12 protein-coding genes are annotated in these 15,243 nt (G+C 62.9%); 5 read left to right on the plus strand and 7 right to left on the minus strand.

Annotation, left to right across the window (positions count from 1 at the left end):
* Positions 1 to 358: 358 nt before the first annotated feature.
* The gene (locus tag ACIQWO_RS01890; RefSeq protein ID WP_402818489.1) at positions 359 to 1,006 is read left to right on the plus strand and encodes a glutathione S-transferase; all 648 of its coding nucleotides are present in this window, start codon (positions 359 to 361) and stop codon (positions 1,004 to 1,006) included.
* A gap of 85 nt (positions 1,007 to 1,091) precedes the next feature.
* Here ACIQWO_RS01890 and ACIQWO_RS01895 read toward each other — a convergent pair whose 3' ends face one another.
* A complete protein-coding gene (locus tag ACIQWO_RS01895) occupies positions 1,092 to 2,279 on the minus strand; it encodes a pyridoxal phosphate-dependent aminotransferase (protein WP_402818492.1) in 1,188 nt (395 codons plus the stop codon).
* A gap of 72 nt (positions 2,280 to 2,351) precedes the next feature.
* A complete protein-coding gene (locus ACIQWO_RS01900; protein WP_402818495.1) occupies positions 2,352 to 2,864 on the minus strand; it encodes a putative toxin-antitoxin system toxin component, PIN family in 513 nt (170 codons plus the stop codon).
* 58 nt (positions 2,865 to 2,922) lie between these two features.
* Between ACIQWO_RS01900 and yaaA the strand changes: the two genes are divergently transcribed.
* From yaaA to ACIQWO_RS01915, 3 genes are all read left to right on the plus strand, one after another.
* Complete coding sequence (gene yaaA, locus ACIQWO_RS01905; protein WP_402818498.1) at positions 2,923 to 3,702, plus strand: peroxide stress protein YaaA; 780 nt, start codon at positions 2,923 to 2,925, stop codon at positions 3,700 to 3,702.
* Between the two features lie 65 nt (positions 3,703 to 3,767).
* Positions 3,768 to 4,916 (plus strand): M14-type cytosolic carboxypeptidase, encoded by a 1,149-nt coding sequence (locus tag ACIQWO_RS01910; protein ID WP_402818501.1) that lies wholly within the window; start codon positions 3,768 to 3,770, stop codon positions 4,914 to 4,916.
* 822 nt (positions 4,917 to 5,738) lie between these two features.
* The gene (locus ACIQWO_RS01915) at positions 5,739 to 6,764 is read left to right on the plus strand and encodes a hypothetical protein (RefSeq protein ID WP_402818504.1); all 1,026 of its coding nucleotides are present in this window, start codon (positions 5,739 to 5,741) and stop codon (positions 6,762 to 6,764) included.
* Between the two features lie 81 nt (positions 6,765 to 6,845).
* Here ACIQWO_RS01915 and ACIQWO_RS01920 read toward each other — a convergent pair whose 3' ends face one another.
* Entirely contained in the window at positions 6,846 to 7,478 is a 633-nt protein-coding gene (locus ACIQWO_RS01920; RefSeq protein ID WP_402818507.1) for a BspC domain-containing protein, read from the minus strand.
* A 502-nt stretch (positions 7,479 to 7,980) separates the two neighbouring features.
* Here ACIQWO_RS01920 and ACIQWO_RS01925 point away from each other — a divergent pair.
* Positions 7,981 to 8,667 (plus strand): tRNA (guanine(46)-N(7))-methyltransferase TrmB, encoded by a 687-nt coding sequence (locus tag ACIQWO_RS01925; protein ID WP_402818510.1) that lies wholly within the window; start codon positions 7,981 to 7,983, stop codon positions 8,665 to 8,667.
* 63 nt (positions 8,668 to 8,730) lie between these two features.
* On the opposite strand, the gene ACIQWO_RS01930 is transcribed toward ACIQWO_RS01925, so the two are convergent.
* The 4 genes from ACIQWO_RS01930 to acnA all read right to left on the minus strand — a co-directional run bounded on the left by ACIQWO_RS01930 (position 8,731) and on the right by acnA (position 15,239).
* Complete coding sequence (locus tag ACIQWO_RS01930; RefSeq protein WP_402818513.1) at positions 8,731 to 9,909, minus strand: DUF2863 family protein; 1,179 nt, start codon at positions 9,907 to 9,909, stop codon at positions 8,731 to 8,733.
* A 164-nt stretch (positions 9,910 to 10,073) separates the two neighbouring features.
* Positions 10,074 to 10,661: a methylated-DNA--[protein]-cysteine S-methyltransferase gene (locus ACIQWO_RS01935; protein ID WP_402818515.1), complete on the minus strand. Its 588-nt coding sequence runs from the start codon at positions 10,659 to 10,661 to the stop codon at positions 10,074 to 10,076.
* Positions 10,658 to 12,154: an AlkA N-terminal domain-containing protein gene (locus ACIQWO_RS01940; RefSeq protein WP_402821756.1), complete on the minus strand. Its 1,497-nt coding sequence runs from the start codon at positions 12,152 to 12,154 to the stop codon at positions 10,658 to 10,660. The genes ACIQWO_RS01935 and ACIQWO_RS01940 overlap by 4 nt, the downstream gene beginning before the upstream one ends.
* A gap of 376 nt (positions 12,155 to 12,530) precedes the next feature.
* Positions 12,531 to 15,239, minus strand: coding sequence for an aconitate hydratase AcnA (gene acnA, locus ACIQWO_RS01945; RefSeq protein WP_402818518.1), 2,709 nt, complete (start codon positions 15,237 to 15,239; stop codon positions 12,531 to 12,533).
* Positions 15,240 to 15,243: the final 4 nt, after the last annotated feature.

Here is a 15,243-nt window from a genome sequence, read left to right on the forward strand (position 1 = left end):
TCGATGTCGTCGATCGGTATTTTGTGGGCGCTAAGAGCTTGCGCACGACTTGTCATTCTATCGTCCGACCGGTCGGTCGGGAAATGAATTTCCTACCGAATTGCGAGTCGATGCAAACCGATGCCCAAAACGCGTTGCGGCTATTGTCGCCGATCTCGCCGCCGTTGCCAGCGCTTGTTCCGCTGGGCGGTCGTTGACGTGGATGCCTGTCCGGTGGACGGAAAGGGCGTGCGCACTGGCCGAGCGCCGGAATTCGGGACGCCTGCGGTTGAATTCAATTCACGCATGGCAGGGGCGTGCCGGTACACTTCCGGTACCCGGTGGACGCGTCCACCGGCTCACTCACATGGGAGACATCATGTTGAAGCTGTACGGCTTTCCGGTAAGCAACTATTACAACAAGGTTAAGGTTGTGCTTTACGAGAAGGGCGTGCCCTTCGAAGAGTCCGAATCCATTCCGTGTCAGGACGAGCCGCTGCTGCAATGCTCGCCGCTCGGCAAGGTGCCGTATCTGCAAACGGAACAAGGTTTCCTGTCGGAGTCGCAGGTGATCTGCGATTACCTTGAGGTGACGCATCCGACGCCCGCGCTTTTCTCCAGCGATCCGTGGCGACAGGCGAAGGAACGTGAGTTGCTCACGATGCTGGAGCTGCACCTGGAACTCGTGGTACGTGAAATTTACGGGCAGGCGTTCTTTGGCGGCACGGCGTCGGAAGGCACGCGCAGCCGTACGGAGAAGCTGCTGCGCCGGAACATCGTCGCCTTCAAGCGACTCGCGAAATTTGCACCGTTCGTCGCGGGCGACACGTTCACGATGGCCGACATCGCGGCAGGCATCCATCTGCCGATTCTCGGGATGGCGACGCAAGCCGTCTATGGCGAGGACTTCCTGCAAGCCGCCGATATCGACTGGAAGGCGTACACGAAGCGGCTTGCCGAACGTGAATCGTTCCAGCGTATGCGCGCCGAACAGAAGGCTTATCAGCAGGCGAAGAAAGCCGGGTAAGTTTGTTGGCCCGTAAAACGAGACGGCCGCCATCCGAGGGATGGCGGCCGTTTTCGTTTGGGATGGTTTGAGCGACCCGGCGTGCTTAGATCTTCGCCAGACGCGTGAGTGCTTCACGCAGCGTGTCGTCCTGCTTCGCGAAGCAGAAACGCACCACGCCGGATTCATGCGGCTCGTGATAGAACGCCGAGACCGGAATCGCGGCCACACCGATTTCGCCCGTCAGCCACAGCGCGAAGTCGGCTTCGCTCATATCGCTGATCGCGCTGTAGTCCACGCACTGGAAGTAGGTGCCTTCGCAGGGCAGCAGCTTGAAGCGCGTACCGGCCAGACCTTCGCGGAACAGATCGCGCTTCTTCTGATAAAAGCCCGCCAGTTCGAGATACGGCGACGGATCGCGCATGTAGTCGGCCAGACCGACCTGCATCGGCGTGTTCACGGTGAACACGTTGAATTGATGTACCTTGCGAAATTCTGCGGACAAGGCTGCCGGTGCGGCCACGAAACCGACCTTCCAGCCCGTGACGTGATACGTCTTGCCGAAGCTCGACACGATGAAGCTGCGGCGTGCGAGTTCCGGGTGGCGCGCCACGCTCTCGTGACGCTTGCCGTCGTACACCATGTGTTCGTAGACCTCGTCCGAGATCAGCAGAATGTCGGTGCCCGCCACGATCTCGGACAACTTCACGAGGTCCTGCTCATGCCACACCGTCCCGCTCGGGTTGTGCGGCGTGTTGAACAGGATCAGACGCGTACGCGGCGTGATGGCCGCAGCCAGCTTGTCGAACGGAATACGGAACTCGGGCGCTTCGAGTGTGATGAACACCGGCTTGCCGCCAGCCAGCTCGATCGACGGCACATAGCTGTCGTACGTCGGCTCGAACACGATCACTTCGTCGCCAGGGTGCACGGTGGCGAGAATCGCGGTGAGCAACGCCTGCGTCGCCCCGGCCGTCACCGTGATCTCGGTGTTCCAGTCGTAGTGCTGCCCGTAAAGCTTGCCGATCTTGTCGGCGATGGCCTGACGCAGCGCGGGCACGCCTGCCATCGGCGGGTATTGGTTGTGGTCTTCGCGCATGGCGCGTGCCACGGCGTCGACGATCTTCGGATCGCACGAAAAATCGGGGAAGCCCTGACCCAGATTCACCGCCTGCTTCTCGGCAGCGAGCGCCGACATGACGGTGAAAATAGTGGTGCCGACGTTCGGCAGACGCGACGCGAGCGGCGGGGCAACCAGCGCAGGCGTGGTGGATCCAGTGTGAGGCGCGTTCATTTCGTGGGTGGACGAAGCAGTGATCAGGCCGCCATTCTACCGCCGTCGCGCCCGGCCTGCGGTGGCGAACGCTTAACCGCCAACCACGAGCAATGACGTAAACGCGCTCGCCGTCACGATGCGAAAGCCGAACTGACGCGTCACGCGGCTACGCAGCTTCAGTACCGCCTTATCCTTGCTGACGAGCCAGTGCGCGTGTCCGTCGCGCGCTGCTTCGAGGAATTTCTGATCGTCCCGGTCGCGGCACAGCGGTAGTTGTGCGGGCGGCGCGGCATCTTCCGGGACAACGATCCGGTGCGTGTGCGCATCGACCCAGGCGAGGGCGGCGTCGTTGTCGATCTCACGCGAGGCGAATTGGGGGTAGGTCAGCACGACAGCCAGTTCGTCGCGGCACCGCTGAGCCATGAGGGCCATGAGACGGTGCTCGACGAGCGCATCGCGCACGGGGCGGGCAATCGGGTCGTCGAAGACGAGCAGATCGATCCAGACATTGGTGTCGAGCACCACGCGCGGCGGCGTGGCGAGGGTGTCGAGATGCTCGGCGAAGGCCCGCTCGGCGGGCGTGGCAACAGCGTTTTGAAGCATTGGATAGAATGACGGTTTTACGTTAATTTCCTGCGCAGGCAGGAACGCCTCACCCGATATGATAATTGTTCTCTCGCCGGCCAAATCGCTCGACTACGAAACGCCGCCGCACGTGAGCACGCACACCGTGCCTCAGTTCGTCGACGACGCGGCCGAATTGATCGAAGGCCTGCGCGAACTGAGCCCGGCACAGGTCGGCTCGCTGATGAGCATTTCCGACCCGCTCGCCGCGCTCAACGCTACGCGCTACGCCGAATGGTCGCCGCGCTTCGATACCTCCAACGCCAAGCAAGCCGTGCTCGCCTTTAACGGCGACGTCTACGAAGGCCTCTCCGCCCGCACGCTCGACGCCACGCAGCTCGACTTCGCCCAGAAGCATCTGCGTATCCTGTCGGGCCTGTACGGCGTGTTGCGTCCGCTCGATCTGCTCCAACCGTACCGTCTCGAGATGGGCACGCGCTTCGTGAACAAGCGCGGCCGCGACCTGTATGCGTTCTGGGGCGAGCGTGTCACGCAGACGATCAACGCGTCGCTCGCCGAGCATAACGAAACGCGCCGTGTGCTCGTGAATCTGGCGTCCGAGGAGTACTTCAAGGTCGTCAAACGCCGTCTGGTCAATGCGCCGGTCATCACGCCGGTGTTCGAAGACTGGAAGAGCGGCAAGTACAAGATCATCAGCTTTTACGCCAAGCGCGCGCGCGGACTGATGGCTCGTTACGCCATCGAGCGTGGTGTAACCGACGTGCAGCAACTCAAGGCGTTCGATACCGAGGGCTACGCGTTCGACGACAGCGTGTCGAACGATTCGCTCTGGGTGTTCCGCCGCCGCGTGGCCTGACGCCAGACAGCCCCCCGCCCCGGACAAGATCCCGGGGTTTTTCATATTCGCCAGCGAGATCCGTCATGACCGTCCAAATCAGCAGCCGATTCGACAGCGGTGCCATCCATGTGGTGAGCGCCGAGCGCGCCGACGACATCCATGTGCGCATCGCGCAAGACGGCGCGGCCGAGTTCGCGCAGTGGTTCCATTTCCGTGTGCAGGGCGTGGGCGGTGTGCCTTGCCGCATCGTTTTCGACAACGCGGGGCAAACGTCCTATCCGCGCGGCTGGGAGAACTATCGCGCGGTGGCATCGTACGACCGCGTGACGTGGTTCCGCGTGCCGACGTCTTACGACGGTCAAGTGATGACGGTGGCCTTCACGCCTGAACACGACAGCGTCTATCTCGCGTATTTCGAGCCGTATGCGGAGGAGCGTCATCTGGCGTTGCTCGGCACCGCACAGAATTCGTCGCGCGTGAGTTCGCGCTCACTGGGGCAGACCGTCGACGGGCGCGACATGACGTTGCTCACGGTGGGCGAGCCGCGCGCGGGCAAGCGCAATATCTGGGTGATTGCGCGTCAGCATCCCGGCGAGACGATGGCGGAGTGGTTCGTGGAAGGCATGCTGCGTCGTTTGCTCGGTGCGGGTGATTGGGCCGGTGATCCGCTCGCGACGGCGTTGCTCGACGAAGCAGTGTTCCACGTCGTGCCGAACATGAATCCCGACGGTTCGGCGCGCGGCAATCTGCGCACCAACGCGACGGGCGCGAACCTCAACCGCGAATGGCTTGAGCCGGACCTCGTGCGTAGTCCCGAAGTGCATCACGTGCGCGCGGCCATCGAGGCGACCGGTTGCGACATGTTCTTCGACATCCACGGCGACGAAGCGCTGCCCTATGTCTTCCTGGCGGGTAACGACGGTGTCGAGTGGGGCACGGAGGCGGTGCTGGCGCGCGAGAAGGCGTTCAGCGAGCGCTTCAAGGCGGCCAGTCTCGACTTCCAGGACAAGTTCGGCTATCCCCCGGGCAAGCACGGCATGGAGTCGCTCAAGCTGGCGTCGAAGTGGGTGGCGCATCGCTTTGGCTGCCTGTCGCTCACACTAGAGATGCCGTTCAAGGACAACGCCAACCGGCCCGATTCGCAAGTCGGCTGGAGCGGTGCGCGAAGTGCGGCGCTCGGCGCGTCGATGCTCGCCGCGATCTGGGCACAGATGCAAGCCGATCAGGCGTAAAAAGCAGTCGAAACGCCCAAAACGCGTGATGTAACGCCGAGGACGTGTCCTTGGCGTTACTAGAATCTGACAGATGACGGGGACGCAGTGCGTTCCCATTTCATTGGGTCAGGGGGCAGCATGCGTATCGGATTCGACGCGGGCAACGGGCATTTCCTCGCTCCGTCCGTTCAAGGGGCGTCTGAAGCGCCCGCGACTTTGTTCTCCACATTCTCATCGGCCTGGCAAGGTCTGCGTCAAGCCGATGCACACATCGAGCGCCTCGAAGGGGGTACGTGGGAAGACCATTACGCGCTTTCTTACGCACCCAATCTGTCGCACGACCTTCCGTTGAGGCCGCCCCCGGTCGCTACACCGGTGGAGTTCACGCAAATCATGGCCGAAGTCCGTGCGGCGCATGAGAGGCCGCCACCGGTCGCCACGCCGGTGGAGTTCACGCAAATCATGGCCGAAGTCCGTGCGGCGCATGAGAGGCCGCCGCCGGTCGCCACGCCTGTGGAGTTCACGCAAATCATGGCCAATGTCCGTGCAGCTCACGAGGCCAGAGCGTTGCGTTCCGACGGTGCTTCACGGTCAACGACGTCGCCTCACGTCCCGCGCGCAGGACGGATTCTGGCGCCCGCCGACATTCATGGGATCGTGGCGCGCTTGTGTGAACAGCGAATGGTCCATGCAGGCGATCGCCTCGTAGGCCCTGCGACGACCCCCTCAGGGCCACCGCGGATGTCTGGCACGGACGCCGGGACCGTATCCGACCAACCTCGTAGTGCAGCGCCAACTGACACGCGTAGAAGGCGCGGCCCCAAAGTGACAGGCGAGCTCTTGCTCCGCATTGAGGCCTTGGGTGCGAGCGGTATCGCGACCGAGGGCGGAATCGGTCGGATAGCGGACGAGCATGGCATCGCGCGAAGCACGCTGAGAACCTATGTCTCCGAATGCGGCAAGCTGTACTCGGAGGCGCGCGACCGGGCGGCCGAAACCGGTAAGTTCCGCACTGGGAAGGTGACCGTCGGTTTGTTACGGGCCCTTGAAAAGATGGGGACTCATCGTATCAAGTCGAGGGGCGGCCTTCGTGTCATTGCCCGGAACGAGGGGATTCCGTTCCGCATCCTGAAGAGTTATGTCGACCGGCACGGCAAGCCGACGGATTTGGGGAGCGAAAGAATTCTTGACGACGGTGATCCCACTCGCCGCGCCACCAAAGTGCCAGTGACGCCGGAATTGCTGCGTATCATTCTGCGGCTTGGCGCGAGCGGTATTCGCGCTGCAGGCGGACTGCGTGTTCTGGCTGACCGGCATAACGTCTTCCTGAGCAGCCTGAGAAGTCACATCAATGGCAAAGGCGTGTTGGGACACCTCGGAAAGCGGGTGATGAAGGTCGGGCGGCGCGCGCGCATTTTTAAGATATCTAACGAACTGTTGCGCGATATCGAGGTGTCGGGTCCGCGAGGCATCAAGGCGGCGGGCGGACTTGCCGCCGTGGCGAGGGCGAACCACGTAGCGTTTGATACGTTAAGAAGCTACATCGACTGCCGAGGCCAGTTGACCCCCCTCGGGCGGGTCAGACTCTACGGCGTCGATCCGTCCCACACCACCAAAGTCACGCCGACGCTGCTCAGGGAGATCCAGACGCTGGGCAAGCAGGGCATCGCGTCCGAGGGCGGACTGGATGCCCTGGCGAGCAAACGAGGCGTTGCGCCGCACATTCTGAGGCACTACGTCACGTTCAGCGGAAAATTGAAACATCCGGGACGCATCACGATGGCGCGATTTGAGTCGAACAACGTCGGCGCATTGCACGCACCACGCGACAGTGACGGCCTCTCGAATGCGCGCGAACAGGCGTGACGGCGCGTAGCGCGATTTCTCGCGCTACGCGTTCCGACATTCACTGAAACCACTTCGCGCCAACGAGTCCGCGCGTGGCGATCAGTTCTTCTTTTTCGTCGTGCTCTTCTTCGTGCTGCTCGACTTCGAAGACGAGGCTTTTGCCGACGACTTGGCCGTCGTGCCTTTCTTGCCCGACTTCGCGGTGGCGTGAGCGGCCTTGCCGCGCGTGTTGCCGCGTGCAGCGCGCTTCACCGGTTGCTCGACCTGAGAGAGCGGCGACGTGTAGTCGAAGCCCATCATGCGGCCGTCGGCGTATCCGCAGCGAATGTGGATGTTGTCGGTCTGGCCGGTCGTGCGCTTGCCGACGCCATCGAGTTCGACCATCTGCGTGACGTCGACCCGTTGCTTGCGATCGTCGAACGGGCCATTCCAGGGTTCGATTTTCGCGTGTTCGGGATCGAGTGCTGTCTCGCCGTACTCGACACTCTCATAGCCGGGGAGCGTGGCGACGACGAAACTCGCGTGCGCAGCGCAGTCGGCCACCATCGGATCGGCGTGACGCGTGTTGACAAATTGCTCGACCAGCGCACGATGCTGTTCGAGCGTGAAGGCCTGTGCCGGGGCCGTGAAGGCCGACAGGCAGAGCGGCGCAGCGATGGATGCGATGCCTGCGACCTGGCGCACGGCACGCATCACGACGCCTGCGGCGCGTTGGAAAAATCGATTCGACATTGCTTGACGTATTCTCGGGGGCGTAAGAGCCGTGTATATGAACCGGCCCTGAGCATTGCAGAGCAATGCGGGCATGCGTTTCCCTCATCTTATGAGTCGCTGGCATGCGCCGCTCGCGAAGAAGCTTGACCGCATTTTGAAAGACAGCGGCGAAGCGGCATCCATCTTAACCGAAAAAAAGCCGCTCACGCCCGCCGGGTAAGCCCGTAGACCTCATTGCGCCGCGCGTGAAAGTTACAGCGCGCTACAATGCGGGCCATCCACGCTGCGTAGTGACGTTTCTCGACACGAACATCGGCGTGGAAATCGCTTCTCGTTTTTGCAGGTTTCTCGCAGCTTCTAACGCGGTGATGCGGTAACAGGGGGCGCATTGTGTCATCGCAGGCGTTGACGCAATCGCTCGAACAGCGGCACATTTCGGGGGTTTTCACGCGGATCGTGCCGTTCATGCGCTATGCATTCGTGCATCGCCCGCTGTGCATTCGCGATTTTTTTATTCGGCATGTTTGCAAATTCACGCACGGTTGGCAGTACTCAGACCGGTCCACACGACAAATTGGCGGAGCTGGTGAACCGTCATCGCGACGCTGCTTTTCGCAAGCCACTCGCAGCCTACAGCGCCGCGGCCTTCGACGCGGCGATCGCTGCATGGCGCAGCGCGGGCGAAGCACCGCTGATCATCGACGCCGGATGTGGTGTCGGTGAAAGCACGCTGCGGCTCGCGGCGCAATATCCCGATCACTTCATCATCGGCATCGATCAGTCGGAGAGCCGCATTGTGCGCGGCAAGGACTGGTGGGACGGCGAATGGCCCGAGAACTTTGTGTGGGTACGCGCCGATCTCGTCGACTTCTGGCGGCAACTGCACGACGCGGGCATTCGCCCTGCGCGTCACTACATCCTCTATCCGAATCCGTGGCCGAAGATCGGACAGCTCTCGCGTCGCTGGCATGCGCACGCCGTGTTTCCGACGGTCGTCGCGCTCGGTGGTGTGCTCGAATGCCGCAGCAACTGGGGTATCTACATCGAGGAATTCGCGCTTGCCGTCGAATGGCTGAGCGGTGTGGCTGCTCAGGTGGAGGCGTGGGTGCCGGAAGACAGTGCTGCGACCATGACGCCGTTCGAGCGCAAGTATCTGGCGTCAGGGCATACGTTGCATCGTTGCGTGGTGACGCTGGCACCTCGCTGAGCATCGCAAAAAACAAATCGGCCGTGCGCTCATCACGCACGGCCGATTTATTTTGATGCACGATCAATGGAAGTGCGGACGGCTCGGTTCGGCGTCTTCCGGCATTTCCGCATGGACGACTTCCCCCACGGGGTCCGGATAGAGCGGCACGCCGCAGTCGTCGCAATATTCGGGATCGAAGCGGCCCGGATGCTTGCGAATCTCGGTCACGCCGCAAGCCTTCAGCAGGTCGGTGACTTCGTCGAGTGCACCGCCTTCGACTTCACCGTTCTCGCGCCCGTAGAGCGGCCACACCACACCGTAGATCACGTCGTTGCTGCCGCGTTGCGTGAAGCCGATGCGGTACTCGTCGATATTCTGTTCGCCGAAGCCAGCCACCACGGCGCGCAATTCCGGCGGCGTGAGTGTGAGGACGTCTTCCAGATAGCGCAGGGCCGTGCGAATCGTGTGTGGACGAATGCGTTCGTCGGCTTCGCGGCAACTGGCGTAGTAAGCGTCGGGCAGCAGGCATTCGATCTCGCAGCCGGGCAGCAGCGCATTCAGATTCGGCCCGCCTTGCGCTGACCAAGCTTCCTGGCATTGGCCGCGTTCTGCGTGACGCGGACCGTCTTCCTGCCAGCGGAACATGGCGGCACCCTTGGGCACGGCGACGGCGGCCAGCAGGAAACGCGGATCGGCGAGGATAGGGGCCGTCTCCGGCAGGTCGTTGCCGGGATGCTTGACCTCTGCATTGCTGACGGCGGCCTGCACGAGTTGTTGCGTCACCTTCCACGATTCGCAGTGCGTACGCGGGAGCTGGTCGATGCTGTAGAGGTACGGCGAAATGGCCACGCGTGCCGATTCGGCGAGGACATGCGCGTGCAGATGGGCGCGAACCGGCATGAGCGCGTCGGCCTTTACTGCGCCGGACGGAATGGCGTAACGCGTCCAGGCGAGGATCGGAATCGCGACGAGCAGGCCGTCCCACGTCTGGCCGTCGGCCTCGGGTTCGGCGGATTCGCTTTGCGACTCGATCAGATCGGCAAGTGCGCCATAGGCTTCGCTATGGTTGGCCTGGAGATGGTCGAGCGCGGCGTCGATGGCCGGCTGGTTGCCGGTGCGCAGCACGCGCGTGAGCAGCGTGTCGAGCTGGGCTTCCCAGAAACGGTCTTCGATGCGGCTACCCGAGGCGGCCAGCGCGAGCGCGTGGCCGACCAGCTTCTCGGCGTCGGGGGTCAGTCGTTTGGCGGTGCGTGAGCGCATAGTCGTGCAAAGCAGAAACACATGAACTCACGATTGTACGGCATGCGTGAACGCGATAGATGGGACGCTGTCACCAAACGCGTCGACTCCGATGGCGATGGGGGGGATCGCCATCCATGAGCCGGTGCCAAACGGGCAGCGTGCCGACGGCGTTTGACGTCGAATCAGAAGTCGAATGCCAGATTCGCCGGGGCGGACAGGCGCGTGTGACGCGTCGTGGCGGCGCTTGCGCCGGTGACGGGAGCGAGTGCTGCGCCTTCGAGAGAGAGCAGGGCGAGCTTGCGCTCTACGCCGCTTGCGTAGCCTGTCAGCGTGCCGTCTGCGCCGATCACCCGGTGGCAGGGCACGATCAGCGTTATCGGATTGCGCCCGTTGGCGGCGCCCACGGCGCGCGACTTGTTCGCATCGCCAAGTGAGTGGGCAAGATCGCCGTAGCTGCGCGTCTCGCCGAACGGGATGCGGCGCAGTTCCTCCCAGACGCTTTTCTGGAACGGCGTGCCGTCCGGTGCGAGATCCAGTTCGAACAGGCGGCGTCCGTCGTGGAAATACTCGTTGAGCTGTTCCTTGGCGGCGTCGAGTACCTTGATGCCTGCGCCGTCGCGACGCGTTTCGCCATCTCCCGGGAAGTACTTCTGCTGGTTGAAATAGACACCGGTCAGCGCGTCGCCATTGGCGACGAGGAGCATCTGACCCAGCGGGCTGTCGTAAAAGGCTTCGTAATGCGTTGTCGTGCGTGTCGTTGTGCGGGTCATGCAACCACCTCCTGCAAATTCATGACCGGCTGGCCAGCCGGTCCTTGTGCCGCAGCACGCCAGACGTGCAATGCGGCGTACGCGCGCCACGGTGCCCACTGAGCGGCGCGCGTCGCGACGGCGCGGCCGTTGGGCACGCCGAGCGCCTGACGCAGAACCAGATCGTCCACCGGCATGGCGTCGGGCGAGCCGAGGGCGCGCATCGCGATGTATTGCGCTGTCCACGGGCCGACGCCTTTGATGGCGAGGAGCGACGCCATCGTCGCGTCCAGCGGCGCGAGTGGATCGAGCCGCAGCTTGCCGTCCACAATCGCTTGAGCAACACCGTGAATTGCGGCGATACGACTACGAATGATACCGGCTTCGCCGAGGGCGTCGACGGGGACGGCGAGCATTTGTGCGGCACTCGGAAACGTGTGCGTCAGACCGTGGACGGGTGTCGGCAGTGGCGTGCCGAATCGCTCGGCGAGTCGCCCGAGCAGACGACGTGCGCCCTTGACGGTGATTTGCTGGCCGACGATGGCACGCACGGCGATCTCGAAGCCATCCACCGTTCCGGGCACGCGAAGGCCGGGCGTGGCGAGGGCGAGGGGGCCGAGGTGGGCGTCGATGACATCGGGGCGCGCACCGAGGTCGAACAGATGACGGAGTTTGCCGAGCACTTGCGGCACGCTGCCTGCGAGGGCGGGAGGGAGCGTCACCTGCAAGGCGTGGCGATTCGTGAGCGGCGAGATGCGGCACCAGCCTGCGACCGTCTGCCCGTCCTGCCGTTGAAGGCTCAGGGTGCGGGTATAGACGTCGCCCTCACGGGACTCGACGCCGTCGATAGCGCGATCGCCGAGAAAGTCGAGGAGGGCGTGCCATGCGAGGGGTGGGCGATAGGCGAGTTGAAAAACCAGATCTCCGTCGGGAATGGCGGCCATGCGGGCGTTGTGCGCACTCAGGCGCAGGCGTCCGGGGGCGAAGCCATAGCGTGACTTGAAGAGTCCGTTGAAGCGTCTGACGCTACCGAAGCCAGCGGCAAGCGCCACTTCCGTCACGGGTAGCGCGGTGTCGGTGAGCAGACGTTTGGCGAGCAGCAGTCGCTGCGTCTGCGCGTATTCGACGGGGGAGACACCGAATTCGTCGGCAAAGATGCGGCGCAGGTGGCGCTCCGTGATGCCGATGCGGGCGGCGAGATCGGGGAGTGGGGCGTGATTGAGGAAGCCTTCGTCGATCATGGCGGCGGCAGCGTCGGCGAGTTCGCGTGAGGCGTCGAAGCGTGCGCCGCCGGGCGCGAGTTCGGGGCGGCACTTGAGGCAGGGGCGGTATCCGGCCTTTTCTGCGGCGGCGGCGCTCCCGTAGAACGAGCAGTTCTCGAAGCGGGGTGTGCGAACGTTGCAGACGGGGCGGCAGTAGATACCGGTCGAGGAGACGCCGACGAAGAACCAGCCGTCGAAGCGTCGGTCGCGTGCTGAGACTGCTTTGTAGCAGACATCCGGATCGAGCTTCATGGAGTTTGGGGGAGGGGAAAACATGATGTCACTCTACGCGCGAGCCGGACGTCCGGCTAGTCATTTTCGGACATGACAGCACGCAGGGGAAAAGCGGATTAGGGGTAGGTTTGCGGCCCTGGGCAATACAGGCAGACGCAAGGGAGCGCTTACCGAAGCGACTTTCAGTGGAGCGCCGGGAAGGGCTCCCTTGCGTCTGTCCCGCTGCGTTGTGGGAGGGGGGAGGCGGTGAGGGCGAGAGGGTTTTCAAGGGAGAGTGTGAGAGATCGAAAACCCAAGAAAAAACCCGGCACGGAGGCCGGGTTTCGTCTTTCGGGGCGCTGGAGGACAAAAACATCGCCATCCAGCCCCTTGCGTCACAACAGCGCTACCGAACTCAAGCAGCTGCAAGCAATTGACGCAGCACGAACGGCAGGATGCCGCCGTGCTTGTAGTAATCCACTTCGATCGGCGTGTCGATACGCAGCAGGACCTGCACCTTTTGCGTTTCGCCGTTCTTGCGATGGATCACCAGCGTGACGTCTTGCTGCGGCTTGATGTCGGCCGTCAGACCTTCGATGTCGTACGTTTCTTCGCCCGTGATGCCGAGCGATTCCACGCTGTCCGAGCCCTTGAATTGCAGGGGCAGAACGCCCATGCCGACCAGGTTGGAGCGGTGGATGCGTTCGAACGAACGGGTGATGACCGCCTTCACGCCCAGCAACTGCGTGCCCTTGGCTGCCCAGTCGCGCGACGAACCCGTGCCGTACTCTTCGCCACCGAACACCACCGTCGGGGTGTTCTCGCCGACGTACTTCATGGCGGCGTCGTAGATCGAGAGCTGTTCGCCGCTCGGCTGGTGAATCGTCAGGCCACCTTCCACGCGCGAGCCGTCGGCCTTTGCGGGGATCATCAGGTTCTTGATACGGACGTTGGCGAACGTGCCGCGCATCATCACTTCGTGGTTACCGCGGCGCGAACCGTAGCTGTTGAAGTCGGCCTTGAGCACGCCGTTTTCCAGCAGCCACTTGCCAGCAGGCGACGTTTCCTTGATCGAGCCTGCCGGGCTGATGTGGTCCGTCGTCACCGAGTCACCGAACACGCCCAGTGCGCGTGCGCCCTGGATCGGCTTGATGTCGGCGTTCGGTTCCATCGAGAAGCCGTCGAAGAACGGCGGCTCGGCGATGTACGTCGACGTCGGCCAGTCGTAGACCTGACCCTTCGAGCCCTTGACCTTCGCCCACAGCGGGCTCGGTTCCTTCACCGAGTCGTAGTTCGCCTTGAACACCTTCGCGTTCATGGCGAACTTCATCAGCTTGTGGATTTCTTCGCTGGTCGGCCAGATGTCGCCCAGGAAGATATCGCGGCCACCCTTGCCCTTGCCGACCGGTTCGGTCATCAGGTCGCGCGTGACGTTGCCTGCGATGGCGTAGGCAACGACCAGTGGGGGCGAGGCGAGGAAGTTGGCGCGGATGTTCGGGTGAATACGCGCTTCGAAGTTACGGTTGCCCGACAGCACGGCGGCCGCGACCATATCGTTCTTCGTGATCGTCTCGTTCAGTTCGGCCGTCAGATCGCCAGCGTTACCGATACAGGTCGTGCAGCCGTAAGCCGTCACGCCGAAGCCGAGCTTCTCGAGATACCCCAGCAGGCCAGCTGCGTGCAGATACTCAGTGACCACACGGCTTCCCGGGGCGAGCGACGTCTTGATGTGCGGCGCGACCTTCAGACCGGCTTCCACGGCTTTCTTCGCCAGCAGACCGGCGGCGAGCAGCACGCTCGGGTTCGACGTGTTCGTGCACGACGTGATGGCAGCGATGAGCACATCGCCGTTGTTCACGTCGATGCCGCTGGCCGTCTTGTACGTGGCGTCGAGCTGCTCTTGCGTCAGGTTGAAACCGTTCTCGGCGACCGGCTTCGTGAACAGGTCCTTGAACGTCGACTTCACGTTGCCGATTTCGATGCGGTCTTGCGGACGCTTCGGACCGGCCAGCGACGGTGCGACCGTGCCGAGGTCCAGCTTGAGCGTCTTGGTGTAATCGATGCTGTCCGTCTTCGGCACGCCGAAGAGGTTCTGGGCCTTGAAGTACGATTCGAACGCATCGATTTCCGACTTCGTGCGACCCGTGCCCTTGAAGTAATCGATCGTCTTTTCGTCGACCGGGAAGAAGCCCATCGTCGCGCCGTATTCCGGTGCCATGTTGGCGATGGTGGCGCGGTCCGGCAATGCGAGGCTCGACGTGCCTTCGCCGAAGAATTCGACGAACTTGCCCACGACCTTCTCGCGACGCAGCATTTCCGTGATCGTCAGCACCAGGTCGGTGGCGGTCACGCCTTCGCGCAGACGGCCCGTCAGTTCCACACCGACGACGTCCGGCGTCAGGAAGTACACCGGCTGACCCAGCATGCCAGCTTCGGCTTCAATGCCGCCCACACCCCAGCCCACCACGCCGATACCGTTGATCATGGTCGTGTGGCTGTCCGTGCCGACGAGCGTGTCCGGATAGAACACATCGTCCTTCTTGTGCACGCCGCGTGCCAGATATTCCAGGTTCACCTGGTGGACGATGCCATAGCCCGGTTGCACGACGCCGAACGTGTCGAACGCCTGCATCCCCCACTTCATGAACTGGTAGCGCTCGTTGTTGCGCTGGAATTCCAGCTTCATGTTCAGATCGAGCGCCTTCTTCTCGCGGAAGTGATCGATCGTGACCGAGTGGTCGACCACCAGATCCACCGGCACCAGCGGCTCGATGCGCTTCGGGTTCGTGCCCTGACGCTCGGCGACGTTACGCATGGCAGCCAGGTCGGCCAGCAGCGGCACGCCCGTGAAATCCTGCAGCACGACACGCGCGACGACGAACGGAATTTCGTCGGTGCGCTCGGCGTTCGGTTTCCAGTTGGCCAGTTGTTTGACGTGCTCTTCGGTCACCTTCTTGCCGTCGCAATTGCGCAGCACGGACTCGAGCACGAGGCGGATCGACACCGGCAGGCGTTCGACATTCACACCCAGGGCCTTGCCCAGTTGGGGCAGCGAGTAGAACTTGCCTTTCTTGTTGCCGCCGAGCTTGAACTCTTTAAGCGTTTTGTGGAGGTTGTGGGCCATGATC

Origin of the sequence: Pandoraea sp. NPDC090278, from assembly GCF_044772185.1 — a bacterium.
Classification (GTDB): Bacteria; Pseudomonadota; Gammaproteobacteria; order Burkholderiales; family Burkholderiaceae; genus Pandoraea.